A 24,690-nucleotide genomic window follows, 5' to 3' on the forward strand; every position below is an offset into this window, starting at 1 on the left:
CTGGTGAACGGCGAGAGCGAGACCACCGGCTGATCCCTGGCCCACTCCTGCGGCCCTCCCGACAGAGCATCCGGCACTGCCTCGCCGCCAGCCGCCCCAACCCCCACCACCCCGTCGAAACCGTCCTGGCCTGCGACTTCTGGCGTCGCCTCCACCAGACCCGCGCCACCGTCAGCCACTACCGACGACGCGGCGACTCGCTGCCCCGCCACCTAAAACCCTGGGCCGCCCACCGGCCGATCCCGCCGATCACCGACCCTCAAGATCTCCGGCTGTAGTACTGGTGTGTTGGGCTCGTATTTCGAGCTGCTTCTAGCCTCCCATCCACCACTGACAAACGAGACGGACTAATTCCGCTTACGCAGATACCCCCACACCCGACAAGGGCATGGGGGTATCGGTATGTCTGGGAGATCAGAGAGTCTTACGCCACTCCGCATCCGGAGACGTCAGGCGCTTTACGACGATGCGAGCCAGGAGACGAATAGCGGTCTCGTCTTCCTTCACCTGGTGGACATGCTCACGGTGCGCGTAGACATCCCTTCCCGGTCCGCTGCTCCCCGGCTCGTGCCACAGGAACACCGCGTCAGCTTCCTCCGTGATCACACCCTCGCAGCCACGGCAGTAGAAGAGCGCCTGGCTCACGCCTGCCCGCCCAGGTTCGCGGAGTCGGGACCACCCAGGTTCACGTAGTGGTCGGTGAGCGCCATGACGGACCGTGCGAGCCTCTGAGCCTGCCGGAGAGCCCACGGGGAATCAGCGGGCACGGAACGGGCCCTGAGATGCCGTGAGGCTTCCTCTACGCCCACCAGGGCGCACACACGGGGCATGTCTCCCTGGGGGTACCTGTCGGCTGCTGCGGTCACCTCAGGGATAGCCAGCATGAGCATTCCCCGGAGCGCCTGAGTGAGGCTGCTCAGCTCTTCCTGGGACAGGTTCTCCGAGTCCTTCCTGAGTGCTCTCAGGGCCGTCTGACGCATCGTCTGGACGTCGAGCGGGATCGTCTGCTCCGGGACCTGTTCCGCTGTGCCGTGCGCGGTAGCGTTCACGTGTCGACTCCTTGCAGTCGGCCAAGCTCCGGGGCCGTTCGCGCGGTCGCCGGAGCGCTTGACCTCTCATGCAATCGAGTTGGCGTGATCGCTTACAGGGACGCAACGTCCTAGTTCTGGTCGCTTAGCTGACGACTCCCAGGAACTCAGCCAACGACCGCAGCCCCGGAGGATGGTTGGGGAGCGACCACAGGTCACGGACGATCGCGACAGCCAACGTGTGGTGTTGCATCCACGTGGGCGCCACCTTCCGCAGGGACTCCAGAGTCTTGACCGCCCCGGCAGCATCCCCGGTGTCCGTATGGGCACGCGCCACGTCCAGGAGCAGCCACGTACGCCAGGACGGCGGAGTGTCCTTCCTCAGGCGCATTCCCTTGGCTAGAGCCAACGCGTCTTCCGGGTGGCCGTACTGGACAGCGAGACGTACACGCTCGATACGGACCGACGACGGACTGAACACGCTCACCATGCGGCTGTCTCCGCCCTCAGGGAGCTTGGAGACCCGTGCGGCTTCTTTCTCCGCCCGCTCCATGAGGTCCGCAGCGCGGTCATAGTCACCGCTCCTGGCTGCTGACGTAGCCGCGCTCATCGTCAGTCCGCCCCAGACCTTGAGCCCGTCTGCGGTCTCTGCGTTCCCTGCGCTCTTCATGTCGTCCGCAGCCCGTAGGGCGATAGCCAGGGCGTCTTCCAGGCGCCCCTGCCTCTGGTACGTCCACGCAGTGGAGTTCACGAGCATGGGCAGGAGCAGCGGGTTGGAGGACTGGGCAGCAGCGTCTATCGCCCGTTCAAGACTGATCAGCGCTAGGTCTGTCTTCCCCATGCGCACAGCTACGTGTCCGGCCAGTTGCAGAGCCTTGCCCAGAGCTGCGAACCCTTCCCCCTGCTGCTCCTTGTCGGCAGAGGCCGTGACAGAGCGAGCGTCCCCGATCAGAGAGGGCAGAGCATCCATCACAGAGTCGAACTCAGCAGCGTGATAGCGCGTCCACCCCTCTGCGATCTGCTCCCGCAGGGAGTCCATGGAGAAGTCAGAGGCCGGCGGTTGCGGCTCGGGTCCCCAGAGCGCGGGCATGATCGCCCGGCGCATCGCTACGAACTTAGGGCCGTCCGTCTCTCCCTTGGACGAGACCGCAGGAGGATCACCGAGGAGCGTCGTCAGCTCCACCCCAAGCCCGTTCGCCAGGGCGTGAAGCGTGGGCAGACGTGCGGAGTGCTTGCGCCGCTGCTCTAGCTGTCTGATCACGTCCACGGAGACGTTGGAGCGCTCTGACAGCTCTTCCTGTGTCAGTCCGGCCAGACGGCGCAGACGGCGCAGGGTCTTCCCCGGGTCTTCGGTCGTCACGCCGACACCGTACGCCGACTCCTCCCCCGCACATCAGGGTTCGGGGCTACTGCCCTACCCCCTGGGGGCGCAAGGCACCCGCGCGACTAGACCACCCCGAATTCAATTTTGATCGGTAAAGATGGGGGGTCTTTATTGTGAATCGAACCCACTTAAACAATAAAGCCCTGCATTTCTGCGAGGCTTTACCTTATACACCCCCTCCGTATCCCTCGAATAGCTTTACCATGCTATCGGGGACCGGCTCTTTAATGAACTCCCATGATTCGGGATTCGTCCAATGTCCCGGCACATTCTGACCCATCACGAGCTTATCCATTCCCCCTTCCTTACCCAGGCCCAATTCTTGCGCCATGGTCTTAATGTCTCCGAGGTCAATGACTGTGCCCAGCCCCGCATTCGGGATTGCGTCAGCCCATGCCCAGAGCTTTACACCATAGGTGCGCAGGAATTCCCTGCGGTCTTTCTGGTCTTTGCTTTTCCAGACTTCCCCGTACTTCTTACCCGTGGCCTTGATGGCAGGGTTAGCCCTCTCTGCTTCCTGCTTTTCCAGGAGAGCCACCTTTGCCGACAGGCTCTTGTGCATACGGTGATAGGACTCTTCCTGTCCCTCTCCGTCGTATACGCCTGCCAGGAAGTCACCTTCCAGCTTTTCCAGGCGCGCCTTAGCGGACTGGAGTTCCCGAGCCCGAGAGGGCCCTACGCCTGCCCTCTCGTACATGTCCCAGGTGCCGACGCTTCCCAGAACCTCCTGGTCAACCCACGTGTCGAGCACGTCAGCACGGACGTAGAGACCAGTGGAGCAGTTACCGCCCTTGAACTTGTTGGAGCAGCGGTAATACCTGTGTCCGGGTACCTTCGTTCCGTCTTTCCTGGTGTGTCCAGAACCCATGAGGGAAGTCACCGGAGAATCACATTCTCCGCATCGAGCAATTCCAGAAAGGAGACTCTTACCACCTGTGCGGCTTTCCGCTCCTTCCGCTTTAGGGGTGGGTTTAATCCGGTCCACCAAATCCGTCCACTCATCCATTGTCGCCAACGGCTTTTCCGGGAGGATGACCATTTCCCCATCATCATCCAGGATTGCTTCACCCTTATAGGTGTAGATCCCCGGAACCCAGGAAGACCGGATGAATTTATTGATGATGGTTGACTGCCACTGCGTCCCCTTGGTCTCCTCCCCCTTCACCTTTCGCAGGTGATCGCCCCAGGTGAGTACGCCACGGAAATTGAAGTCACGGGCGATACGGTGAGTGGACTGTCCCCCACGGACACGCCGGAAGATCTCTTCTACGTAGGGGTGGAAGTCCTGGTCAATCTCCAGAACCTTCCGCTTGCCACCCTCTACGGCCTTGATGCTGTAGCCGGTAGGCGGAGCGCCTGTCAGCCATGAACGGTTCTCCAGGCGGCTCTGTACGCCGTTGAGGATGCGTGCCTGGATCGTGTCCCACTCAGCCTCAGCGAACACGGCCGTCATCCGGGCCATCATCTTCCCCTGGGGGGTGGAGAGGTCGAACCCCTCTTCCACGCAGACGATGTACTTCCCGTGCTCCTGCGCCCACTCCAACAGTTCGTTGAAGTGCATGGAGCGACGGGTGAGTCGGTCCATCTTCGCCGCAATGATCACGTCGAACTCATCGGCTCGGGACGTGAGCCAGCATCCGAGCTTGGGGCGCTTGAAGGGGCTCATGGAGCCTGACACGTCGGTGTCCTCGGCCTCCCCGACCAGGACGCCGGACAGATGGGGAGAGCTGACGTGGTGGCGGATGACGCCACGCTGCCAGTCGATGGACGTGGAGCCGTCAGAGTCAGCAGACGGGCGGAGACAGGCTAGGTAGCGCAGACCAGGCGTCATGGCAGGAGCGTAGCGCTCTCTGTGTGCCTAGGTGACCCACTTGACCTTGCTGGTAGGCACCTTCGTCCTCGTCGCTGGGGATGGCAAACGGCGGGTCGGTCGACCCGCCGGCACCAGGCTAATGGTCAGGAGGCCGGAGACGGGCCGCCGCCGATGAGTTCCTCCGGCCTGGGAACTACCCTGGCGGGATGCGTAGTGAAACCCCCGCCGGACCGGTGGACGACGGCGCCCCCGGTGACGGCCTCGTGAAGGCCGGCGTGATCCTGTTCGCGATCGGTGCGGTCGCGACGCTGGTCACCGTGGCCCCGCTGTTCCTCGGGACGGACCCGTTCCCCACCCTCGCGTACACCGTGTCGATGCTGATGGGGGTGGGCTTCCTGGTGGCCGCCGCCGGGGTCCTGCGGTCGATCGCGGCCCAGCGCCGACAGGCCCGGCAGGGCGCGGCCGGGGCGGCTCAGCCGCGGTAGCCCTCCCACCACGGGCGGAAATCCGTCAGGTCGGGGAGGACCACGTCGGCGCCCGCCGCACGCAGTTCCTCCGCGGGACACGGGCCGGTCGCGACGGCCACCGAGAGGGCGCCCGCCGTGGCGGCGCCCCGGACGTCGCCGACGTGGTCGCCGACGTACACCCCGGCACCGTGTGCGCGCAGCGCCTCCGCCTTGCCCTCGGCCCACAGGCCGCCGACGACCGCGTCCGGCTCGATGCCGAGGTGCGCGAGGTGCAGTTCGGCGTGCGGACCGTTCTTCGCGGTGACCACGATCGTGCGCCCGCCGGCCTCGCGGACGGCCTCGATCGCGTCCCGGGCCCCGGGCATCGGCACGGTCGGTTCGATGGCGTACGAGGGGTAGAGCGCCCGGTAGCGGGCCACCATCTCCGTGATGTGCTCCGCGGGGAACCAGTGGGCCATCTCCTGCTCCAGGGGCGGGCCGAGACGGGTCACGACGAGGTCGGCGTCGATCGGCACGCCCGTCTCGGCGGAGAAGGCCACGAAGGCGGCCTTGATACCGGGGCGGGTGTCGAGCAGGGTCAGGTCGAGGTCGAAGCCGACGGTGGGGGAGTTCTTCGAGGTGGTCGCCATACGGCCATTCTGGTGAACCCGCGTCCCGGACCCGCGCCCCGGGTGCCGTCCCCGGGAGGAACTCCGGGGCGCGGGGCGGGCGCCGCGCCGGGTCGGCGGGCTCAGCGCCTGCGGGAGCGCCAGACCAGGAACAGGGCGGAGGCGATCGCCGCGCTCCGCAGGACCCACGGCCAGGTCTCGGAGATCGCCGCGCCCATCGCCTCGCCGCCCGGGCCCACCGGGGCGCCCCAGCGGCCCTCGACGCGACCCCACAACCAGGCCGCCCCGGTCGCCGCGGCCAGCCCGGGGATCACCAGGACCGCACCCTTGGCCTCGGCGGGGGTGAGCCGGCGGGAGGCGTAGGCGAGGAGCCAGCCCGCCGCCAGGGCGATCAGCGAGCCGAAGACGGCGCCGGCGAGGAGGAGCAGTGCGGCGAGGAGGACGAAGGGGTTCGTGAGGCGGGCCCGGCGGGGGGCCGCCGGTGCCTCCTCCGGCTCGGCGGCCGGGGGCGGGGCCTGCGGGGCCTTGCGGAGCCGGAGCACGCGGGCGAGGCGACGGCCCCTCCCCGCTGCGGGCTCCTCGGTCGCCCCGTCCCGGTCCTCCTCGGCAGCGGGGGGCGCGAACAGCTCGGGGCGTTCGACGCCGCCGACGAAACCGGGCACCCCGTCGGCGTCGGCGTCGGGATCCGCCAGCCACCAGTCCGCCGCGCGGTCCGATCCGGGGCGGGCGGGGCCGGAGCCCCGGTCGTCCCGGCCCGGGGCTGCCACGCCCGGGCCACCGTCGCCGGTGGTGCCCCGGCCGTCCGGGCCCCGCTCGTCCTGGGCCGGGATCACCGTCTTCGGCGCGCCGGGGGCCGGTCCGGCGGGCACGGGGCCGTCGGCCGCGGAGCGGGTTCCGCTCCCCCGGCCGCCCCCGCCGTCCTTCCCGCGCGGCTGCGGCACGCCGCCGCGCGGGGGTCCCGCCCGGTCCACGACCTCGTCGGGCGTGCCCAGGTCGCCGAGGATGCCCCGGACCGCCGCGGGGCTCTCCCCGCCGTGCGTGGCGCGCCGTCGGTCGATCTCGTTGCGGAGCCCGGACACCAGTTGCATCCGGTCGTTCGCCGGCAGGTGCCGTTGTTGTGCCAGATCGCCGACCCTGCTCAGGTAGTCGTAGACCAACTGGTCGCTCTCGATCCCCACGGTGCCCCTCCACGGCCGGTTCGCCCGGTACGGCCCGACGTTAGCGCCTGTGCAGCGGTTAACGTGGTCCGGATGGGGATCGGTGAGCTCGACCGGGAGGCGCACGTGCCCGAGGAAACCGGCGCCGGCACGGCGCCCCGCACGCTTGCGGAGGCGCTGCGCGCCCGGGGCGACGAGGGACTCTCCGCGCTGCTGCGGGCCCGCCCCGATCTGCTGAACCCGGTTCCGAACGACCTGACGCAGTTGGCGACCCGTGCCGGCACCCGGGGCTCGGTGGTGCGGGCCCTGGAGCGGCTCGACCGGTTCGCCCTCCAAACGGCCGAAGCGCTGGCGGTGGCACCGGACCCGGTCCCGTACCCCGTGCTCCTGGCGCTGTTCACCGGCGCGGAGGGTGATCCGGAGATCGAGGCGGCGCTGCCGGGTGCGGTGGCGCTGCTGCGCGAGCAGGCCCTGGTGTGGGGCGAGGACGACCGGCTGCGGCTGGTGCGGACCGCGCGGGAGCTGCTCGCGCCCTCGGCGCAGCACCCCTCGCCGACCGGGCTCGGGCCGACGGTGGCGGAGGCGACGGCGGGGATGTCGCCGGGCCGGGTGCAGGAGATCCTCGCGACGGCCGGGCTGGCGGCGACGCACGATCCGGTGTCGGCGGTGGCGGCGTTGACTGAGTTGTTCACGGACCGGTCCCGGATGGGTGCGCTGCTCGACGGGGCGCCCCCGGAGGCGCTGGCGGTGTTGGACCGGCTGGTGTGGGGTCCGCCGTACGGCGAGGTGACGGCGAACCCGGCGCCGCCGGTGGGCTGGCTGCGCGACCGGGGGCTGTTGCTTCCGGTGTCGCCGCGGACGATGGTGCTGCCGCGCGAGGTGGCCCTGCACCTGCGGGGCGGCCGGGCGCACCGGACGCCGGAACCGGTGGCGCCCCCGGTGGGGGCGGCGCGCGACTACCGTCCCCAGGTGGTGGACGCGGCAGCCGCCGGGCAGGCGCACGCGGCGCTCGCGGCGGTCGAGGAGCTGCTGAAGTCCTGGGAGCAGGGCGGCCCGCAGGTGCTGCGGGCGGGCGGGATGTCGGTGCGGGACCTCAAGCGGACCGCGGCGGCCCTGGACGTGACGGAGCAGCTCGCCGCGTTCTGGCTGGAGCTGTGCTTCGGGGCGGGGCTGCTCGCCTCGGACGGCGAGGCCGACGAGCGGTACGCGCCGACGCCGGCCTACGACGACTGGCTGGACCTGCCGCCGGCCGAGCGCTGGGCCCGACTCGTCTCGTCCTGGCTCGTCGCGACCCGTACGGCGGGTCTGGTCGGCGGGCAGGACGCGAAGGGGCGCACCTTGGCCGCGCTCGGTCCGGACCTGGACCGTGCGCCGGCGCCGGAGGTCCGCCACCGGGTCCTCGAACTGCTCGCGACCCTGCCGCCAGGCGCCGCGGTCGACCCCGAGACCTTGTTCGCCCGGCTCCGTTGGGAGCGGCCGCTGCGGGGTGCCGCTGCGGGAGGGCCGCCGCGGCCGGTGGGCGGCGCGGGTGCGGGCGGGTCCGGCGGCGGGGCGCGCGGGGCGGTGGCCGGTGCGGGTCCGGACGGAGCGGTCGGTTCCGACGGCTCCGGGCCCGGGGCGCCGGACGACCTGCGGTCCCGGCTCGCGCGCTGGACGCTCGCCGAGGCCGAGCTGCTCGGGCTCACCGGTCGGGGCGCCCTGGCCGCCCCCGCCCGGGCGCTGCTGAACCTGCCGCTCGCGGAGGCCGCGCCCGCCGGTGACCACGGCGGTGGGGTGGAGCTGTCGGTGGCCGCCGGGCGGGCGGCGACGCTGCTCGCGCCCTTGCTCCCCGAGGCGGTCGACCACGTCCTGCTCCAGGCCGATCTGACGGCCGTCGCGCCGGGACCGCTGCAGCGGCCGCTCGCGGACGCGCTCGCGGTCCTTGCGGACGTGGAATCGAAGGGTGGTGCGACGGTCTACCGGTTCACGCCCGGTTCCGTGCGCCGGGCGCTGGACTCCGGGCGGTCGGCGTCCGAGCTGCGCGACTTCCTCACCGCGCACTCCCGCACGCCGTTGCCGCAGCCGCTGGCGTACTTGATCGACGACGTGGCGAGGCGCCACGGCCATCTGCGGATCGGTGCGGCCTCGGCCTACGTGCGCTGTGACGACGACGCGGTCCTCGGGGAGATCCTGGCGGACCGGCGCTCCACCGCCCTGGGTCTGCGCCGGCTGGCGCCGACGGTGCTGGCCGCGCAGACAGACCCGACGTCGCTGCTGGAGGGGTTGCGGGCGATGGGGTACGCACCGGCCGCCGAGTCCGCCGAGGGCGACGTCCTGATCACCCGTGCCGATGCGTACCGCACGCCGGCCCGGAGGGTCCCGGTGCCGGTCACCGACGGGCCGCCGGCGCCCGATGCGACCTTGCTCGGCGCGGCGGTGAAGGCGATCCGGGCGGGCGACCGGGCGGCGACGGCGGTCAAGAAGGAGCCCGCGGCCCCGGTGGCGGCGGGTGACCTCCCCCGGACCTCCGCGGCCGAGACCCTGGCCACCGTGCAGGCCGCCGCGCTGACCGGTTCGGCGGTGTGGATCGGCTACGTCAACGCGGAGGGTGCGGCGAGCCAGCGGGTGATCGCCCCGGTCCGCGTGGAGGGCGGTTTCGTGACGGGTTACGACCACACGGCGGACGGGATGCGCACGTACCCGCTGCACCGGATCACCGGGGTGGCGGAGCTGGCGGACGACCAGGTGTGAGGGCCGTCCGGGGCCCGCGCCTCCGGGCCGGGCGCCCGGGGAGCGGCCATGCGGCACACTGGAGGATTGGCCGTTACGGGAACGGCCGGGCGCCGGAAGGACCTGATCGCACGTGAATGGGCCACTCATCGTCCAGAGTGACAAAACGCTTCTCCTGGAAGTCGACCACGAGCTCGCCGAGGCGTGCCGGCGGGCCATCGCACCGTTCGCGGAGTTGGAGCGGGCGCCGGAGCACATCCACACGTACCGGGTGACGCCGCTCGGGCTGTGGAACGCGCGGGCCGCCGGGCACGACGCCGAGCAGGTGGTGGACGCGCTGGTCGAGTACTCGCGGTATCCCGTGCCGCACGCACTGCTCGTGGACGTCGCGGAGACCATGGCGCGGTACGGGCGGCTCACGCTGTCCAAGCACCCCGTGCACGGGCTGGTGCTGACCACCACCGACCGGCCGGTGCTGGAGGAGATCCTCCGCTCGAAGAAGGTGCAGCCGCTGGTGGGGGCGCGGATCGATGCGGACACCGTGGCGGTGCACCCCTCCGAGCGCGGGCAGATCAAGCAGACGCTGCTGAAGCTGGGCTGGCCGGCGGAGGACCTCGCGGGGTACGTGGACGGGGAGGCGCACCGGATCGACCTCGCGGAGGACGGCTGGAGCCTGCGGCCGTACCAGAAGCAGGCCGTCGACGGCTTCTGGCACGGCGGTTCCGGCGTCGTGGTGCTGCCGTGCGGGGCGGGGAAGACGCTGGTCGGCGCCGGTGCGATGGCGCAGGCGAAGGCGACGACGCTGATCCTGGTGACGAACACGGTCTCGGCCCGGCAGTGGAAGCACGAGCTGGTGAAGCGGACCTCGCTGACGGAGGACGAGATCGGCGAGTACTCCGGGGCGCGGAAGGAGATCCGGCCGGTCACGATCGCCACGTACCAGGTGCTGACGACCCGGCGGAAGGGCGTCTATCCGCACCTGGAGCTGTTCGACTCCCGTGACTGGGGTCTGATCGTGTACGACGAGGTGCACCTGCTGCCGGCGCCGGTCTTCAAGTTCACCGCCGACCTGCAGGCCCGGCGGCGGCTCGGGCTGACCGCGACCCTGGTGCGGGAGGACGGCCGGGAGTCGGACGTGTTCTCGCTGATCGGGCCGAAGCGGTTCGACGCGCCGTGGAAGGAGATCGAGGCTCAGGGGTACATCGCGCCCGCCGACTGCGTCGAGGTGCGGGTGAACCTGACCGACTCGGAGCGGCTGGCCTACGCGACGGCGGAGGCGGAGGAGAAGTACCGCTTCTGTGCGACGACGGCGACGAAGCGGCGGGTGACCGAGGCTCTGGTGAAGAAGTTCGCCGGACAGCAGATCCTGGTCATCGGCCAGTACATCGACCAGTTGGACGAGCTGGGCGAGCACCTCGACGCACCGGTCATCAAGGGCGAGACGTCGAACGCCCAGCGGGAGAAGCTCTTCGACGCGTTCCGCAACGGCGAGATCAACGTCCTGGTGGTGTCGAAGGTCGCGAACTTCTCGATCGACCTGCCGGAGGCGACGGTCGCGATCCAGGTTTCGGGCACCTTCGGTTCGCGGCAGGAGGAGGCGCAGCGGCTCGGTCGGGTGCTGCGTCCGAAGGCGGACGGCCACCAGGCGCACTTCTACTCGGTGGTGGCGCGGGACACGATCGACCAGGACTTCGCGGCGCACCGCCAGCGGTTCCTGGCGGAGCAGGGCTATGCCTATCGGATCGTGGACGCGGACGAACTGCTGGGGTCCTGAGCGTCAGGACCGCGCGGCCGGGAGGCGTCCCGGGGCCGGGAGGTGCGCGGGGCGGGGGTCCTTGACGCCCACCCCGGCCGGGCCGTGGTCGCCGAGGAGGAGGACGCCGGCGGCCGCGCCGCCGAAGGCGCGTATCGCCCGGAGCGCGAGGGCGGTGCGGCGGAGGCGGGGGGCGGTGGTCGCGAGGGGGAAGGTCGTCGTGGTCATGTCTCCATGATGGAATTCGGACATTCGTTACACATCGCCCCAGGGGTGGAGTCGGGGTCCCCCTCGCGTCGGACCCGACCCCCTAGGGGGAAAGCCGTTCGCCGGGACGGCCGCCCGGAGCTAGACTTGCCGGCTCCCCCGCCTCCCGTCCGTGGAGCGCCGCCGCCCGGTCGGAAACCGGCGGCCACCTCGTCGTGTCCGCGTATCCACCTGCCCGGAGGCTCCACCGTGTCCCCATCCGACCCGCTCGCGCGCGAACGCGCCCATCTGACCTCCTCCCGCGCGGCGCTGCGCGCGATGCGGGAGGACGTCGAGGCGCTCGACCTCCGGGACGTCACCGCGAACTGGGTCAACTCCCTGGTGCTCGGGCGGCAGATCGAGGACCGGATCAAGGCGCTGGCCGACCTCGCCGACACCCCGCTCTTCTTCGGGCGGCTCGACTACCTGCCGACCGCCCGGGAGGGACAGCGCTTCTACATCGGGCGGCGGCACGTGCACGACGTCCAGGGCGACCCGATGGTGATCGACTGGCGGGCACCGGTGTCCCAGCCGTACTACCAGGCGTCGAAGAAGGACCCGCAGGACATCGGCCTGCGGCGCCGCTTCGGCTACACGGGCGGCGACCTCACCGCGTACGAGGACGAGCGCCTGTCCGACCCGGACGAGCTGGAGCGGACCAGCCGGCTGCTCCAGGCGGAGATCGAGCGCCCCCGCGTCGGCCCGATGCGGGACATCGTGGCGACGATCCAACCGGAGCAGGACGGGATCGTCCGCTCCGACCTGTCGGGGACGGTGTGCGTGCAGGGAGGGCCGGGCACCGGGAAGACGGCCGTGGGCCTGCACCGCGTCGCGTACCTGCTGTACGCGCACCGGGAGCGGCTCGCCCGCACCGGGACCCTGGTCATCGGACCGAACCGCTCCTTCCTCCACTACATCGAGCAGGTGCTGCCCGCGCTCGGCGAGCTGGAGGTGCAGCAGGCGACGGTCGACGACCTCGTCGCGCACGTGGAGGTGCGGGGCACGGACGGGGCGGCGACGGCGGTCGTCAAGGGCGACGCCCGGATGGCGGAGCTGCTGCGACGGGCGGTCCGCTCGCACGTGAAGCTGCCGACGGAGTCCCTGACGGTGGTGCGCGGCTCACGGCGCTGGCGGGTGCCCGCCCATGAACTGGAGGAGATCGTCAGGGAGTTGCTGGACCGGGACATCCGGTACGGCGCTGCCCACGAAGCCCTTCCCCAGCGCATCGCGCACGCCGTCCTGGTGCGGATGGAGGCGGCGGGCGAGGCCCCTGACGACCGGGTGCAGAACGCGGTCGCGCGGAACGCGGCGGTGAAGGCCCTGGTGAAGGAGTGCTGGCCGCCCGTCGATCCCGCGAAGCTGGTGCTGCGGCTGCTGGGTGACGCCGACTTCCTCGCGGAACAGGCCGAGGGGCTGCTCACCGAGGACGAACAGAAGCTGTTGCTGTGGGCGAAGCCGGCCCGGAGCGTGCGGAGCGCGAAGTGGTCGGCGGCGGACGCCGTCCTCGTCGACGAGGCGAAGGACCTGGTGGAGCGGACGCACTCGCTCGGGCACGTGGTGCTCGACGAGGCGCAGGACCTGTCCCCGATGCAGTACCGGGCGGTGGGCCGTCGCTGCACGACGGGTTCGGCGACCGTCCTGGGGGACCTGGCACAGGGCACGACGCCCTGGGCGACCGAGAGTTGGGCACGGGCCCTCGACCACCTGGGGAAGCCGGGAGCGCTGGTGGAGGAGCTGACCGCCGGCTTCCGCGTGCCGCGCGAGGTGATCGCGTACGCCTCGCGGCTGCTTCCGCACATGTCGCCGGGGCTCGCCCCGGTGGAGTCCGTGCGGGAGAACCCGGGCTCCCTGGAGGTCCGCCCCAGCGAAGCCCTGGACGAGGACGTGGTCGCGGCCTGCGTCGCCGCACTGGCGCACGAGGGCTCGATCGGCCTGATCGCCGCCGACGCCCGGATCGCGCCGCTCGCGGAGGCGCTGACGGCGGCCGGCCTGGCGCACCTCTCCCCCGGCGAGGAGACCACGGCCGAGTCCCGGCTCACCCTGGTCCCGGCCTCGCTAGCGAAGGGCCTGGAGTACGACTACGTGGTCCTGGACGAGCCGGCAGCGGTCGTCGACGGCGAGCCGGACGAGCGGACCGGCCTGCGACGGCTCTACGTGGCGCTGACCCGTGCCGTGTCGGGCCTCACGATCGTCCATGCGGCGCCGCTCCCGGCCCCGCTGGGTGCGGCATGAGCACCGTCGGCGCACCGCACCGCACCGCACCGCACCGCACCGCGCCGGACCGCACCGCGCCGGACCGCGGGTGGGTGACCCGGCGCGGGCCGGCGTCGCGGACCGCGCGGGGGCCGGTCGGGACCTCCGTCGGGCGCCCTAGTCGAGACCGCCGGGGACCTGCCCACCGGCCGTCCGGCGGGCGAACTCGGGGAGCGCCTGTGACCAGGTGCGGCGGGCGACGGCGGCCAGCACGGGGTTCTTCCCCCGGTAGTGGTGCTCGGTCATGACGCCCCAGCACAGGGCCCAGCCCCGGCCGCGCGCCCAGGTGGCGTCGTCGACCCGCGCGGCCTCGCGGAAGAGGGGTCTGGTGTCCGGGGTGAGGAGCGACCAGGCGGGCATCATGTCGCAGGCCGGATCGCCGGTGCCGAGGCAGCCGAAGTCGATGACGGAGTGCAGGCGGCCGTCACGGGTGAGGAGGTTTCCGGGGAGCAGGTCGCCGTGGATCCAGACGGGCGGGCCGTCCCACTGGGGGAGCCGGAGCACCGATTCCCAGGCGTCCGTGGTCCGGGCGGGGTCGAGCGTGCCGTCGGCGCCGAGGGCACGGATCGCCGCGGGCATGCCGCCCTCCTCCCACTCGGTGACCGGCCCGCCCCGGGAGGAGTCGGGGCCGCCGCTGGCGTCGATGCCGCGCAGGGAGTGCACGAACCTCCCCAACTCCCCTGCGGCGCCAGTGAGATCGGCGATCGGGGCGCGATGGGCGTCGGCCCCGTCCAGCCAGCGGAACACCGACCACGCCCGCTCGTAGCCCGCCCCCGGCACGCCGTGGCCGACGGGCGCGGGCACGGGGAGGGGCAGGTGCGGGGCGAGGTGGGGCAGCCAGCGCTGTTCCTTCTCGGCCTGGTCCGCCGCCCACTCGGCCTTGGGCAGCCGGACGGCGTACTCCTCGCCGAGCCGGAACATGGCGTTGTCGGTGCCGGCGGAGTCCACCGCCCGGACGGGGAGCCCCGCCCAGTGGGGGAACTGTGCGGCGATCAGTCGTGCGACGAGCGCGGCGTCGACGGCGGGAGTCGGCATGCGCGGGAGGCTAGCCGTCGCCTCCTCTTGGGGGCCACGGGTTTTCGGAGCGGGGCGGGCGCTCGGGCGGGAGCCCGGGGGGCCGCCCCGGTGGGGAACGCCGGGCGGGTGCCCGTGAGCGGGGCGCCGGCGTCCGCTCCGGCAGGGGCGCCGGCGTCCGCCCTGTCGGCGGGTGGCACGGCGGCCGCTCCCCCGTACGGGCGTCCCGCCGTCCGGGCCTACGGCGCGTCCAGCGCCTCACGCCAGGTGCGGACCGCTTCCGCGGAGACCGGGGCGGCCCAGCCCCGGGGGCGGGCCGCGCCACCGATGTGGAAGGCGGTGAGGCCGTCCGCGCGGAGGGTCGGCAGGTGGTCGAGGCGGAGGCCGCCGCCCACCAGGATCTGGGGCTCGTACCCCGGCTCGCCCGCGCGGGCGGCCTCGGCCTTCAGGGTGTGGAGGCCGTCGTCGACGCCGGTGGCGGCACCGGCCGTCAGATAGGTGTCGAGGCCGGGGAGGTCGGCGAGCGCCTTGCGGAGCCCGTCGCGGTCGGCGGCCCGGTCGATCGCCCGGTGGAAGGTCCAGCGGCAGCCGTCGAGGACGGCGACCAGGCGCTCCACCGCGACCAGGTCCGGCTCGCCGTCGGGGGTGAGGAAGCCGAGGACGAACTCGTCGGCGCCGGCCGCGCGGAGCTCCGAGGCGCGCGCCACCAGGGCGTCGACGTCACCGGGGGCGAAGCCGTCGCCGAGGCGGAGCATCACGCGCAGCGGGATGTCGACGGCGGCCCGGACGGCGGTGAAGGACGCCGTGGACGGGGTGAGCCCGTCCGCCGCCATGTCGGTGACGAGTTCGAGGCGGTCGGCGCCACCGGTCTGGGCAGCGACCGCGTCTTCCTCGTCGAGGGCGATCACCTCAAGGACTGCACGGTTGCTCATCGAGCCCATTCCTCCATGAATGACGGCTACAGGTCTAGTCCAATGAACAGATTAGCCGTGCGCGTGCCCCGCCGCACCGTGCGTGGCCCCGGGCGTGGCGACCGGCGCCCGATCGGATGCGCCCGCCGTGACCGTGAAGGCGGCCGTGTGGACCTCGCCCCCGTGCTGGAAGTCGAGGAACAGCCGGTACGTGCCCGCACTGGGCGCCGTCGCGGTGAAGGAGACGTCCGGGCCGGGGCCGCCCTCGTTGGGGTGCACGTGGAGATAGGCCAGGTCGCCGTCCCGGAGGGCGACGAGGTGTCCGTACGCGCCGAGGTAGGGCTCCAGGTCGGTGACCGGCTCACCCCCCTTGGTGACGGTGAGCTTCAGCTCGCCCGCCCTGCCGGGGTCGAGCGTGCCGCCCAGCCGGACCTGGTAGCCGTCGACCGTCGCGGTCGGGGCGACGGGGGGCAGCGGCTTCGGGGCGTACGCGCCCGGCACCGCGAGGTCCGCACCGAGGGTGACCCCCTGCGCGCCGGGGGCGGCGGGCTTGAAGTCGGCGAAGGCCTTGTAGCCGCCGGCGGCCGGCAGGTCGGCGTCCACCGACCAGGTGCCGTCGGGGGCCTTCACCGGGTGCAGGTGGCGGAAGGTGGTGAGGTCGCGCGAGGCGACGATGAAGTGGAGTTCCTTGCCGTGCTCGGTGGCGAAGGCGGTGACCTTCTTGCCGGCCGTGTCCTTGATGGAGAAGCTCAGGGTGCTCCGGCCGGGGGCGGGGGTGGGGGTGTCCAGGGCCAGGGTGTAGCCGGCTTCCGAGACCTGGAGGCCGCCCGGCAGGGCCTCGGCGGCCCCCGCACCCTCCTCTCCGTGCCCCGCATGGCCGTCCGCCGCCGTCTCCCGCGGCGCAGGCGCCGCGTGTTCGCCGTGCTCGGCCTTCTCCGGCTCCGCGACGGGGCCGACGCCCTTGCCGACCCCGTACGCGGTCCCGAAGGTCGCGGCGAGCGCGGCGGCAAAGGCAGTGATCTTCACTCCGGTGTTCATGACTGCTCTCCCGTACGTGGGTGACATGGGCATCCGGTCGCCCGATGCACTTCACCATACCCCTGGGGGGTATCAAAGTCACGCCGGACCACGCTTGCATCGGATACCACCGGGGGGTATACATGGACTCACGACAAGATACCCCCCAAGGGTATGATTGAAGTGGATCCGATCGAGGAGGAAGCCATGGGCTCCTGCTGCACCCCCGACAACAGCTGCTCGACCACCGGCGGCGAGGCGACCGCCACCGCGGTCGCCGAGGGCACCGTCACCGTCTACGCCGTCTCCGGCATGACGTGCGGCCACTGCAAGAGCGCGATCACCCAGTCCGTCAGCGCCCTGGACGGCGTCATCTCCGTCGACGTCGACGTCGCCGGCGGCCTGGTGACCGTGACCACCGGCGGGGCACCCGACGACGCCGCGATCACCGCGGCCGTCGACGACGCGGGCTACGAGCTGACCGGCCGGGCCTGATCCGCCACCGGGCCGACCGGCGCCCCCACCGGCGCCCCACGGTCCGCCCGGCAGGCGGTCACCGCCCGCACCACCCCGGCCGCCGGGGTCCGCCCACCACGCCCGGGCCCCGGCCCCCGAACCCCGATCCACGAGGAGCAGACCTCATGACAACGACGACACCCGGCACGGCTCAGGTCGAGCTCGCCATCGGCGGCATGACCTGCGCCTCGTGCGCGGCCCGCATCGAGAAGAAGCTCAACCGGATGGACGGGGTCGAGGCCACCGTCAACTACGCCACCGAAAAGGCGAAGGTCACCTTCGACGCCGACGTCGACGTCGCCGACCTCATCGCCACCGTCGAGGCCACCGGCTACACCGCCGCCGAACCCGAGCCCGAGCGCCCGGCCCACGACGGCGGCGCGGACGGCCCCTCCGACGAGGAGAAGGCCGACGCGGAACTGCGACCGCTGAAGCAGCGCCTGGTCACCGCCGTCTCGCTCGCCGTGCCCGTGATCGCGATGGCCATGATCCCCGCGCTCCAGTTCGAGTACTGGCAGTGGCTGAGCCTCACCCTGGCCGCACCGGTGGTCACCTACGCCGCCTGGCCCTTCCACAAGGCCGCCTGGACCAACGCCAAGCACGGCGCGGCCACCATGGACACCCTGATCTCGGTCGGCACCACCGCCGCGTTCCTGTGGTCGCTGTGGGCGCTGTTCTTCGGCACCGCCGGCACGCCGGGCATGACGCACCCCTTCGAGTTCACGATCGCCCGCACCGACGGCGCCGGGAACATCTACCTGGAGGCCGCGGCCGGCGTCACCGCCTTCATCCTGGCCGGCCGGTACTTCGAGGCCCGCTCGAAGCGCAAGGCCGGCGCGGCGCTCAAGGCGCTGATGCAGCTGGGCGCCAAGGAAGTGACCGTCCTCAAGAACGGCCGGGAGGTCACCGTCCCCACCGCCGAACTCCAGGTCGGGATGCGCTTCCTGGTCCGGCCCGGCGAGAAGATCGCCACCGACGGCACCGTGGTCGAGGGCTCCTCCGCCGTCGACGCCTCCATGCTCACCGGCGAGTCCGTGCCCGTCGAGGTCGGCGTCGGGGACTCCGTGACCGGCGCCACCCTGAACGCCGGCGGTCGTCTGGTCGTCGAGGCCACCCGTGTCGGCGCCGACACCCAACTCGCCCGGATGGCGAAGCTGGTGGAGGACGCGCAGAACGGCAAGGCCGCCGCCCAGCGCCTCGCCGACAAGATCTCGGCCGTCTTCGTGCCGGTCGTCATCGCCCTCTCGCTCGGCACCCTCGGCTTCTGGCTCGGCACCGGGCAGGGCCTCACCGCCGCCTTCACCGCCGCCGTCGCCGTCCTGATCATCGCCTGCCCCTGCGCCCTCGGCCTCGCCACCCCGACCGCCCTCATGGTCGGCACCGGCCGCGGCGCCCAGCTCGGCATCCTCATCAAGGGACCCGAAGTCCTGGAGACCACCCGCAAGGTCGACACGATCGTCCTGGACAAGACCGGCACCGTCACCACCGGCCGGATGACCCTCCTCAAGGTCCACGCCGCCGAGGGCACCGACGAGACCGACGTCCTGCGCCTGGCCGGCGCACTGGAGCACTCCTCCGAGCACCCGATCGCCCAGGCCGTGGCCGGCGGCGCCGCGGCCAAGGTCGGCCCCCTGCCCGTCCCCGAGGACTTCGCCAACGTCCCCGGTCTCGGCGTGCAGGGCGTCGTCGAGGGGCACGCCGTCCTGGTCGGCCGCGAGAAGCTGCTCGAAGAGTGGGCGATGGAACTCCCCGCCGGACTCAGGTCCGCCAAGGAGAAGGCCGAACGGGACGGCAAGACCGCCATCGCGGTCGCCTGGGACGGCAAGGCCCGTGCGGTCCTGGAGGTGGCGGACGCCGTCAAGGAGACCAGCCCCGAAGCCATCAGGAGGCTCCGCGCCCTCGGCCTCACCCCGATCCTGCTCACCGGCGACAACACGGCGGTCGCCGAGGCCGTCGCCGCCGAGGTCGGCATCGACGAGGTCATCGCCGAGGTGATGCCCCAGGACAAGGTCGACGTCGTCAAGCGCCTGCAGGGAGAGGGGCGTTCGGTCGCCATGGTCGGCGACGGCGTGAACGACGCCGCCGCACTCGCCCAGGCCGACCTGGGCCTGGCCATGGGCACCGGTACGGACGCCGCCATCGAGGCCGGCGACCTGACCCTGGTGCGGGGAGACCTGAGGGCCGCGGCCGACGCGATCCGGCTCTCCCGCAAGACGCTCGGCACCATCCGTTCGAACCTCTTCTGGGCCTTCGCCTACAACGTGGCCGCCCTGCCGCTCGCCGCGGCCGGACTGCTCAACCCGATGATCGCGGGTGCGGCCATGGCCTTCTCCTCGGTCTTCGTGGTCGGCAACAGCCTCCGCCTGCGGGGCTTCCAGGCCGCCGACCGCTGACCCCCGTGAATCGCCGAACCCCGAGGAGCCCGTCGTGGCCGGTTACGGACAGCACAAGGAAGACATCATCAGACGCCTGAGGCGGATCGAGGGCCAGGTCAGGGGGGTGCAGCGGATGGTCGACGAGGACGTGTACTGCATCGACGTCCTCACCCAGGTCTCCGCCATCAACGCGGCCCTCCAGTCCTGCGCGGTGGCCCTCCTGGACGAACACCTGAGCTGCTGCGTCACGGAGGCCATCGCCCAGGGCGGGGACCAGGCGAAGGCGAAGGTGGGCGAGGCCTCCAAGGCCATCGCCCGACTCATCCGGACGTGACGGAGGGACCGGGGCCCCGGAGGGCCCCGAAGCAGGGTCAACCGCTCTTGTGCGAAGGGCAGTCGGCGGACAGCGTGAGGCTCAGTCGGAGACAGAGGCCGAGCAGCTGGCGGAGGAGCACCCACTCCACCGATCCGGGCAGACCGGAGCCGCAGACCTTCGCGCAAGGGCGGTTCTTCATGAGGGTCGACATCCCGCCATCGTACCCCTGGGGGGTATATCTGGGCGAGGAGTGCGACCCGTACGATGAGCCGCCCGCAAGGGGAGGGGATGCACGTGCGCCGGCTGGGAGAGCTGGAGGCCGAGATCATGGACCGACTGTGGGACTGGCAACGGCCCGCCACGGTCCGCGAGATCGTCGACGACATCAACCGGGGACGCCGGGTCGCCTACACGACGGTGATGACGGTCGCGGACATCCTCCACCGCAAGGGCTGGCTCCGCCGCGAGAAGTCCGGCCGGGCCTGGCTGTACGAAACGGTCCGCACCCGCGAGGAGTACACCGCCGGCCTGATGCGGGACGCCCTCGGCGACAGCCAGGACCGCCCCGCCGCCCTGCTCCGCTTCGTCGAGGCCATCTCCGACGAGGACATGGCCGCCCTGGACGCCGCACTCCGCGCCGCCCGGGGCGACCAGGATCCGTCCGCCGGGGAGCGGGGCCCGCAGCGCGGGGACGGGGCGCACACCGGGAAGCCGGGGTCGCGCTCCGGGCGCGGGGAACGGGCGGAGAACGGGGCCGGCGCGTGAACCACCACCTGCTCGTCCCGCTCGGCCTCGCGCTCCTCACCGGCTTCCTCGTGCCGCCGCTCGCGGCCCGGGCCCGCTGGGCCGAGCAGGCCCCGCGGCTCGCGCTCGCCGTCTGGGCCGGCTGCGGTGCCGTGTTCGCGGGCGCGACCGCCCTGGTGCCCGCCCAACTGGTCCTGACCAGCGACAGCAGCCACCGGCTCGCCGACATGCTGCTCACCCTCCGCCCGCCCGCCCCGCACCAGTTGCTGCGCCTCGATGACCGGGAGCGGTTCGCCGCCTCCCTCGCCCTGCTCGTCCTCTCGGTGCCCACCGCCGCGTTCCTCCGCCGCCTCGCCCGGGCCCGGCGGACCCGGGCGAAGCACGCGGAGGTGCTGCGGCTCGTCGGACGGTACGACCCCGCCCTGCGCGCCACCGTCCTCGACGACGAGCGCCCCGCCGTCTACTGCCTGCCCGGCCGATCGCGCCGGGTCGTGGTCTCCTCGGGCGCGGTGCACGTCCTGACCCCCGCCCAGCTCGCGGCGGCCCTGGCCCACGAGCGGGCGCACATCGCGGGACGGCACCACCTCCTGGTGGCGGCTGCGGAGGCCTTCGCGGCCGTCGTCCCGCGACTCCCGCTCGCCCGGCACGGCGGGACCGCCGTGCCCCTGTTGCTCGAAATGACCGCGGACGACCGGGCCTTGCGACGGTGCACCAGGGACGCGCTCGCGACGGCGCTCTACGCGCTGGCATCGGGGCGGGCACCACGGTCCGCGTTCGCGGCGGGCGGGCCCTCGGCGGCGCTGCGGATGCGTCGCATCCTCACCCCGCACGGCGCGGGACACCCCGTCCTGCGCGGACTGCTGTCGATCACGGCTGCCGCCCTCGCCGTGGCCCCCCTGGCCGTTGCCTGCTGCTCGTTCCCCCGGTAATCACGAACACCGCTATTTACTAAGTGAATTCGTAGATTTCCCATCGCCCGCGGCTCATCGAATTCGCCGCTATTGTGGGTACGTTGGGGCAAGGACTCGGCACGTCGAAGGGTGCACGACCAATGCAGCTCGCTGGCGTTCGCACGGCAGCGGCCGGCGACGCGACGACCATATCCAGACTGCTTGCCGACATCATTCGGAGCAGCTACGCCGGAATACTGGATGAAATCCCGATGCGACGGCTGATCTCGGCCCAATGCGCGCTCCCCCGCATACGGGCGGAAATTGAAATTCCGGGAGGGGCGCCCGGATGGCTCGGCTGGCTGGTCGCCACGGACCAGGAGGGCTCGGTCGTCGGCGTCGCCGCGGGGGGCGTGCCGGTGCCCGGCGAGGGCGAGCTGTACGCGCTGGCGGTGGAGCCCGGATCCCGCCGCGCCGGGGTGGGCACGGCCCTGCTGGCGGCGGCGACCGAGCGGATGCGGGACTACGGCGCCCGGGAGCAGCGGGTCGGACTCCCTGCGGCGGCCGACCCCTCGCTCCCCTTCTACTCCCGCCTGGGCTTCACGGCCCTCTCCCCGAAGCGCTGGAGCAGACCGCTCGACTGAGGCCGGCCGTGGCAGATCCACGCCATCGCGTGTTCACGCAACCCGATCCGATGGATCGGGGTTCGCCCGCAGGTCAGGATGGTTCCAGCGGTGCGGGCCCGGCGGCACGGGTCCCCCGTTCGGACGGCATGGACCGAGCGAGCCCCTGGAGGAGCGGATGCACACACCGAGCGGCACTTCCCTGCCCGTCGTGCCCGCAGCGCTCGCTCCGGTCCTGCCCTCCCGATGCGGTCACGACCGGGAGCCCGCTCCCGGGGCGGGCATCCGGATCACCGCCGACACCCTTCCCGGACTGGAATCGGTGTCCCCGGCCGACGAGGACTCCGTCTGGCTGCACGACGCCCTGCTCGGTCCGCACAGCGCGGACATCGTCCGGTACCTCGGTCTCGCCCGCTCCACCGGCGGACCCGTCCTGGACCTCGGCTCCGGCGCGGGGCGGCTCGCCGTCCCGTTCGCCCGGCACGGCTTCGCCGTGGAGGCCGTGGACCGGGACGCCTCGGCCTTGGAGCGCCTCGACGACTGGGCCCGCCGGATCGGCCCGCAGGTGGCCGGGCTGGTCGTCACCCACCGGGCGGACCTCACCGGGCTCCGCCTCGAAGGCAGCTACCGGCTTGCGCTGCTGGCCGGCGCGATGGTCACCGCCGTCCCGCCGGCCAGCCGTTCCGCGCTCCTGCGGGAGGTCGCCGGCCATCTGGAGGCGGGCGGGGCGCTCGCCCTCGACTACACCGTGCACCAGGTGCCGGGCCTGATCGCGGAACCGCAGCGGACCTGGGCCTTCCAGGTGCCCCGCTTCGACGGCATCGACGAGTGGGTGGTGGCCCGGCAGGTCTTCGACCTGCGGTCGATGAGCGAGCGGATCACGTACTACGCGGCCAGGACCGGGAAGCTGTCCACGGAGCGGGTGGTGCTGACCACCGACAAGTGGATCGTCGACCCCGAGCGGCTCGCGGCCGAGCTGCACGCGGCGGGGCTGCACGTCGAGGGCCGGCGGCGCCACCGCATCGACGAGCGGACCGAATCGGTCCTGCTGGTGTGCCGGACGGACGGCTGACGCGGCGGCGGGGCGGACGGGGCGAACGGCCGAAGAGCGACTGCCGGGGTGGAGGAGCAAGAGGTACGATGCCCACAAAGGTTTGAGCCGACCAGATTGCGGGCGGAAAAGGTGGCGGTCGTGAAGGAGCTGACGGGCCGCGAGGCGGTGATCCAGCACCTGCGTGACGTGGGGCTGCGGGTCACGGGCCCGCGCCTGGAGGTACTCACGGTGCTCGCCGCCGGCGGTCACCTCGACGTCGAGGCGATCACCACGACGGCCCGCGAGCGACTCGGCACGCTGACCAGCCAAGCCGTGTACGAGATGCTGCGGCACTTCCAGGAGACCGGTCTGGTCAGCAAGTTCGACCGTCCTGGCCTGCCCGCGGTCTTCGAGATCTCCGGGCCGGCCCACCAGCACGCCCTGTGCACGGTGTGCGGTCGCGTGGAGAACGTCGTGGCGACCGCGCCCGAGCCGCCCCGCGGCGCCCTGCCCGGGTGGCGGACGGAGGACGCGGAGGTCGTCTTCAAGGGCTCGTGCCCCGACTGCCGGACCGACGGCTCCGCCGGCTGAACCCCCGGCCGACACCGCGTCGGACACCCCGGGCGGCCCGCCGGAACCCCGTGTGAGCCACCGTCAACTCCGTGCGTGGCGTTCGATTTTGTGGCAGGGTCTAGCGGGGCGATTCAACGGGATCCGGGTGGGATCCGAGGGGAGTCTGCTGCGCCGTGTCCAGAAACGCCGCCGTGACCCGCACGGGTAGCGATCAGGCGCTCGCCGTCTACCAGGAGCTGCGCGCCCGTCCCGAAGCCGGCTTCGACGAGGTCGCGGACCGCCTGGAACTCTCGGCCGACGAGCGGGAGCGGTGCCGCCAGGAACTCGCCTCCTTAGGACTGACCGCCCCACCTGCCCCGGCCCCCTCGGGCCGTCGGGAGGACCCGACCCCCCGCCCCGTCGTCGTCGACCCCGATGTCGCGCTGTTGCGGTTGTTGCGCCGGGAGCGCGACCGGCTCCAGGACCGCCTCGCCGCGACGAGCCGCGCGCACACCGCCCTGGAGGCGCTCGCCGGACCGTTCCTGCGGGCCGGGGCCGCGCCCCGCTCCGAGGTCGAGGTGGAGATCGTCACCGACCCGCAGCGGGTGCTGCGCGAACTGGCCGACCTCACGACGTCCGTGCGCACCGCCGTCCACGTCATGCACACCGGGTCCGTGCGGCGCGAGGACATGGCCGCCGAGTTGGAGCGGGACCGCCGCCGGGCCGCCCGCGGGGTGCGGGTCCGCGCCATGTACAGCCGGCGGGTGGGCACCGTGCCGGAGATGGGCCAGCACCTGGACGACCGGGCGGCGCTCGGCGTGGAGCTGCGCCTCTCCCCCGTCGTGCCGATGAACATGGTGCTGGCGGACGAGAACTTCGCACTGCTGCCGACGGACCCGCACGACCCGGACTCGCCCACCATCCTGGCCCGCGGCCCCGGGCTGGTCCGCTCGTACCTCGCCCTGTACGAGTACTGCTGGCAGGCGGCCTCCCGCCACGGGGAGGCGCCGGGGGAGACCCGCGGAGACGGGCTCTCCGACCAGCAGCGGGCCGCGCTGCAGATGCTCGCCTCGGGGATCAAGGACGAGCAGATCGCGCGCAGCCTGGGCGTTTCGCTGCGGACGGTGAGCCGTCTGCTGTCCGAGGTGATGCAGGAGTTGGGGGCGGCCAGCCGTTTCGAGGCCGGCGTCAAGGCCGCCCGGCTGGGGCTGCTGACCGGCGAGGGGCCGGAACCCGTGGCCTAGTACGAGGAGTTCGTATGTCATGGAGGAGGCGTACGGG

23 protein-coding genes and 1 pseudogene are annotated in these 24,690 nt (G+C 72.2%); 14 read left to right on the plus strand and 10 right to left on the minus strand.

The window, feature by feature from the left end; all coding sequences use genetic code 11:
- A partial coding sequence (locus ACFW2Y_RS04555; RefSeq protein ID WP_384873438.1) for a hypothetical protein occupies positions 1-278 on the plus strand: 278 nt, incomplete at its 5' end.
- Positions 279-641: 363 nt separating this feature from the next.
- Here the strand turns inward: ACFW2Y_RS04555 and ACFW2Y_RS04560 are convergent.
- The 3 genes from ACFW2Y_RS04560 to ACFW2Y_RS04570 form a co-directional block, all read right to left on the minus strand.
- Complete coding sequence (locus ACFW2Y_RS04560; RefSeq protein WP_384873441.1) at positions 642-1,049, minus strand: DUF6415 family natural product biosynthesis protein; 408 nt, start codon at positions 1,047-1,049, stop codon at positions 642-644.
- Between the two features lie 124 nt (positions 1,050-1,173).
- Complete coding sequence (locus tag ACFW2Y_RS04565) at positions 1,174-2,388, minus strand: helix-turn-helix domain-containing protein (protein WP_384873444.1); 1,215 nt, start codon at positions 2,386-2,388, stop codon at positions 1,174-1,176.
- Positions 2,389-2,578: 190 nt separating this feature from the next.
- Positions 2,579-4,243: a recombinase family protein gene (locus ACFW2Y_RS04570; protein ID WP_384873447.1), complete on the minus strand. Its 1,665-nt coding sequence runs from the start codon at positions 4,241-4,243 to the stop codon at positions 2,579-2,581.
- A 188-nt stretch (positions 4,244-4,431) separates the two neighbouring features.
- On the opposite strand from ACFW2Y_RS04570, the gene ACFW2Y_RS04575 reads away from it, so the two are divergent.
- On the plus strand, positions 4,432-4,710 hold the full coding sequence (locus ACFW2Y_RS04575) for a hypothetical protein (protein WP_384873450.1): 279 nt from the start codon (positions 4,432-4,434) through the stop codon (positions 4,708-4,710).
- Here ACFW2Y_RS04575 and ACFW2Y_RS04580 read toward each other — a convergent pair.
- Positions 4,698-5,321 carry an HAD family hydrolase gene (locus tag ACFW2Y_RS04580; protein ID WP_384873455.1) on the minus strand — a complete coding sequence of 208 codons (624 nt, stop codon included), beginning with the start codon at positions 5,319-5,321 and terminating at the stop codon, positions 4,698-4,700. The two genes, ACFW2Y_RS04575 and ACFW2Y_RS04580, sit on opposite strands and share 13 nt — an antisense overlap.
- Before the next feature lie 101 nt (positions 5,322-5,422).
- Complete coding sequence (locus ACFW2Y_RS04585) at positions 5,423-6,478, minus strand: hypothetical protein (RefSeq protein WP_384873458.1); 1,056 nt, start codon at positions 6,476-6,478, stop codon at positions 5,423-5,425.
- Positions 6,479-6,550: 72 nt separating this feature from the next.
- On the opposite strand from ACFW2Y_RS04585, the gene ACFW2Y_RS04590 reads away from it, so the two are divergent.
- Positions 6,551-9,187 (plus strand): helicase-associated domain-containing protein, encoded by a 2,637-nt coding sequence (locus tag ACFW2Y_RS04590; protein ID WP_384873461.1) that lies wholly within the window; start codon positions 6,551-6,553, stop codon positions 9,185-9,187.
- Positions 9,188-9,299: 112 nt separating this feature from the next.
- Positions 9,300-10,940: a DNA repair helicase XPB gene (locus tag ACFW2Y_RS04595; protein ID WP_384873464.1), complete on the plus strand. Its 1,641-nt coding sequence runs from the start codon at positions 9,300-9,302 to the stop codon at positions 10,938-10,940.
- A 3-nt stretch (positions 10,941-10,943) separates the two neighbouring features.
- On the opposite strand, the gene ACFW2Y_RS04600 is transcribed toward ACFW2Y_RS04595, so the two are convergent.
- Positions 10,944-11,147, minus strand: coding sequence for a hypothetical protein (locus tag ACFW2Y_RS04600; protein ID WP_384873467.1), 204 nt, complete (start codon positions 11,145-11,147; stop codon positions 10,944-10,946).
- A 210-nt stretch (positions 11,148-11,357) separates the two neighbouring features.
- Between ACFW2Y_RS04600 and ACFW2Y_RS04605 the strand changes: the two genes are divergently transcribed.
- The gene (locus ACFW2Y_RS04605) at positions 11,358-13,397 is read left to right on the plus strand and encodes a HelD family protein (protein WP_384873596.1); all 2,040 of its coding nucleotides are present in this window, start codon (positions 11,358-11,360) and stop codon (positions 13,395-13,397) included.
- A 138-nt stretch (positions 13,398-13,535) separates the two neighbouring features.
- Here ACFW2Y_RS04605 and ACFW2Y_RS04610 read toward each other — a convergent pair whose 3' ends face one another.
- The 3 genes from ACFW2Y_RS04610 to ACFW2Y_RS04620 all read right to left on the minus strand — a co-directional run bounded on the left by ACFW2Y_RS04610 (position 13,536) and on the right by ACFW2Y_RS04620 (position 16,381).
- Positions 13,536-14,453: an aminoglycoside phosphotransferase family protein gene (locus ACFW2Y_RS04610; RefSeq protein WP_384873470.1), complete on the minus strand. Its 918-nt coding sequence runs from the start codon at positions 14,451-14,453 to the stop codon at positions 13,536-13,538.
- 218 nt (positions 14,454-14,671) lie between these two features.
- Positions 14,672-15,364: a copper homeostasis protein CutC gene (locus tag ACFW2Y_RS04615; RefSeq protein ID WP_384873473.1), complete on the minus strand. Its 693-nt coding sequence runs from the start codon at positions 15,362-15,364 to the stop codon at positions 14,672-14,674.
- A gap of 51 nt (positions 15,365-15,415) precedes the next feature.
- Positions 15,416-16,381 carry a hypothetical protein gene (locus tag ACFW2Y_RS04620; RefSeq protein WP_384873476.1) on the minus strand — a complete coding sequence of 322 codons (966 nt, stop codon included), beginning with the start codon at positions 16,379-16,381 and terminating at the stop codon, positions 15,416-15,418.
- A 186-nt stretch (positions 16,382-16,567) separates the two neighbouring features.
- On the opposite strand from ACFW2Y_RS04620, the gene ACFW2Y_RS04625 reads away from it, so the two are divergent.
- The 3 genes from ACFW2Y_RS04625 (at position 16,568) to ACFW2Y_RS04635 (ending at position 19,585) form a co-directional block, all read left to right on the plus strand.
- Positions 16,568-16,855 (plus strand): heavy-metal-associated domain-containing protein, encoded by a 288-nt coding sequence (locus ACFW2Y_RS04625; RefSeq protein WP_384873598.1) that lies wholly within the window; start codon positions 16,568-16,570, stop codon positions 16,853-16,855.
- A gap of 146 nt (positions 16,856-17,001) precedes the next feature.
- Positions 17,002-19,269 (plus strand): heavy metal translocating P-type ATPase, encoded by a 2,268-nt coding sequence (locus ACFW2Y_RS04630; protein WP_384873479.1) that lies wholly within the window; start codon positions 17,002-17,004, stop codon positions 19,267-19,269.
- Between the two features lie 34 nt (positions 19,270-19,303).
- Positions 19,304-19,585 carry a metal-sensitive transcriptional regulator gene (locus ACFW2Y_RS04635; protein WP_384873482.1) on the plus strand — a complete coding sequence of 94 codons (282 nt, stop codon included), beginning with the start codon at positions 19,304-19,306 and terminating at the stop codon, positions 19,583-19,585.
- A 37-nt stretch (positions 19,586-19,622) separates the two neighbouring features.
- Here the strand turns inward: ACFW2Y_RS04635 and ACFW2Y_RS04640 are convergent, their stop codons facing one another.
- Complete coding sequence (locus tag ACFW2Y_RS04640; protein WP_384873485.1) at positions 19,623-19,778, minus strand: hypothetical protein; 156 nt, start codon at positions 19,776-19,778, stop codon at positions 19,623-19,625.
- An 83-nt stretch (positions 19,779-19,861) separates the two neighbouring features.
- Here ACFW2Y_RS04640 and ACFW2Y_RS04645 point away from each other — a divergent pair.
- From ACFW2Y_RS04645 to ACFW2Y_RS04670, 6 genes and pseudogenes are all read left to right on the plus strand, one after another.
- Positions 19,862-20,209, plus strand: a pseudogene (locus ACFW2Y_RS04645) (BlaI/MecI/CopY family transcriptional regulator); the annotation flags it as partial.
- A gap of 119 nt (positions 20,210-20,328) precedes the next feature.
- A complete protein-coding gene (locus ACFW2Y_RS04650; protein WP_384873488.1) occupies positions 20,329-21,240 on the plus strand; it encodes a M56 family metallopeptidase in 912 nt (303 codons plus the stop codon).
- A 233-nt stretch (positions 21,241-21,473) separates the two neighbouring features.
- Positions 21,474-21,845 (plus strand): GNAT family N-acetyltransferase, encoded by a 372-nt coding sequence (locus ACFW2Y_RS04655; protein ID WP_384873490.1) that lies wholly within the window; start codon positions 21,474-21,476, stop codon positions 21,843-21,845.
- Positions 21,846-22,002: 157 nt separating this feature from the next.
- Positions 22,003-22,896 carry an SAM-dependent methyltransferase gene (locus ACFW2Y_RS04660; protein WP_384873493.1) on the plus strand — a complete coding sequence of 298 codons (894 nt, stop codon included), beginning with the start codon at positions 22,003-22,005 and terminating at the stop codon, positions 22,894-22,896.
- Between the two features lie 120 nt (positions 22,897-23,016).
- Entirely contained in the window at positions 23,017-23,448 is a 432-nt protein-coding gene (locus ACFW2Y_RS04665) for a Fur family transcriptional regulator (RefSeq protein WP_384873496.1), read from the plus strand.
- Positions 23,449-23,621: 173 nt separating this feature from the next.
- Positions 23,622-24,653, plus strand: a complete 1,032-nt coding sequence (locus tag ACFW2Y_RS04670) for a LuxR C-terminal-related transcriptional regulator (RefSeq protein ID WP_384873499.1) — start codon at positions 23,622-23,624, stop codon at positions 24,651-24,653.
- Positions 24,654-24,690 lie beyond the last annotated feature (37 nt).

The sequence above is a fragment of the Streptomyces sp. NPDC058877 genome (genome assembly GCF_042742855.1).
In the GTDB taxonomy this organism is placed as follows: Bacteria; Actinomycetota; Actinomycetes; order Streptomycetales; family Streptomycetaceae; genus Streptomyces.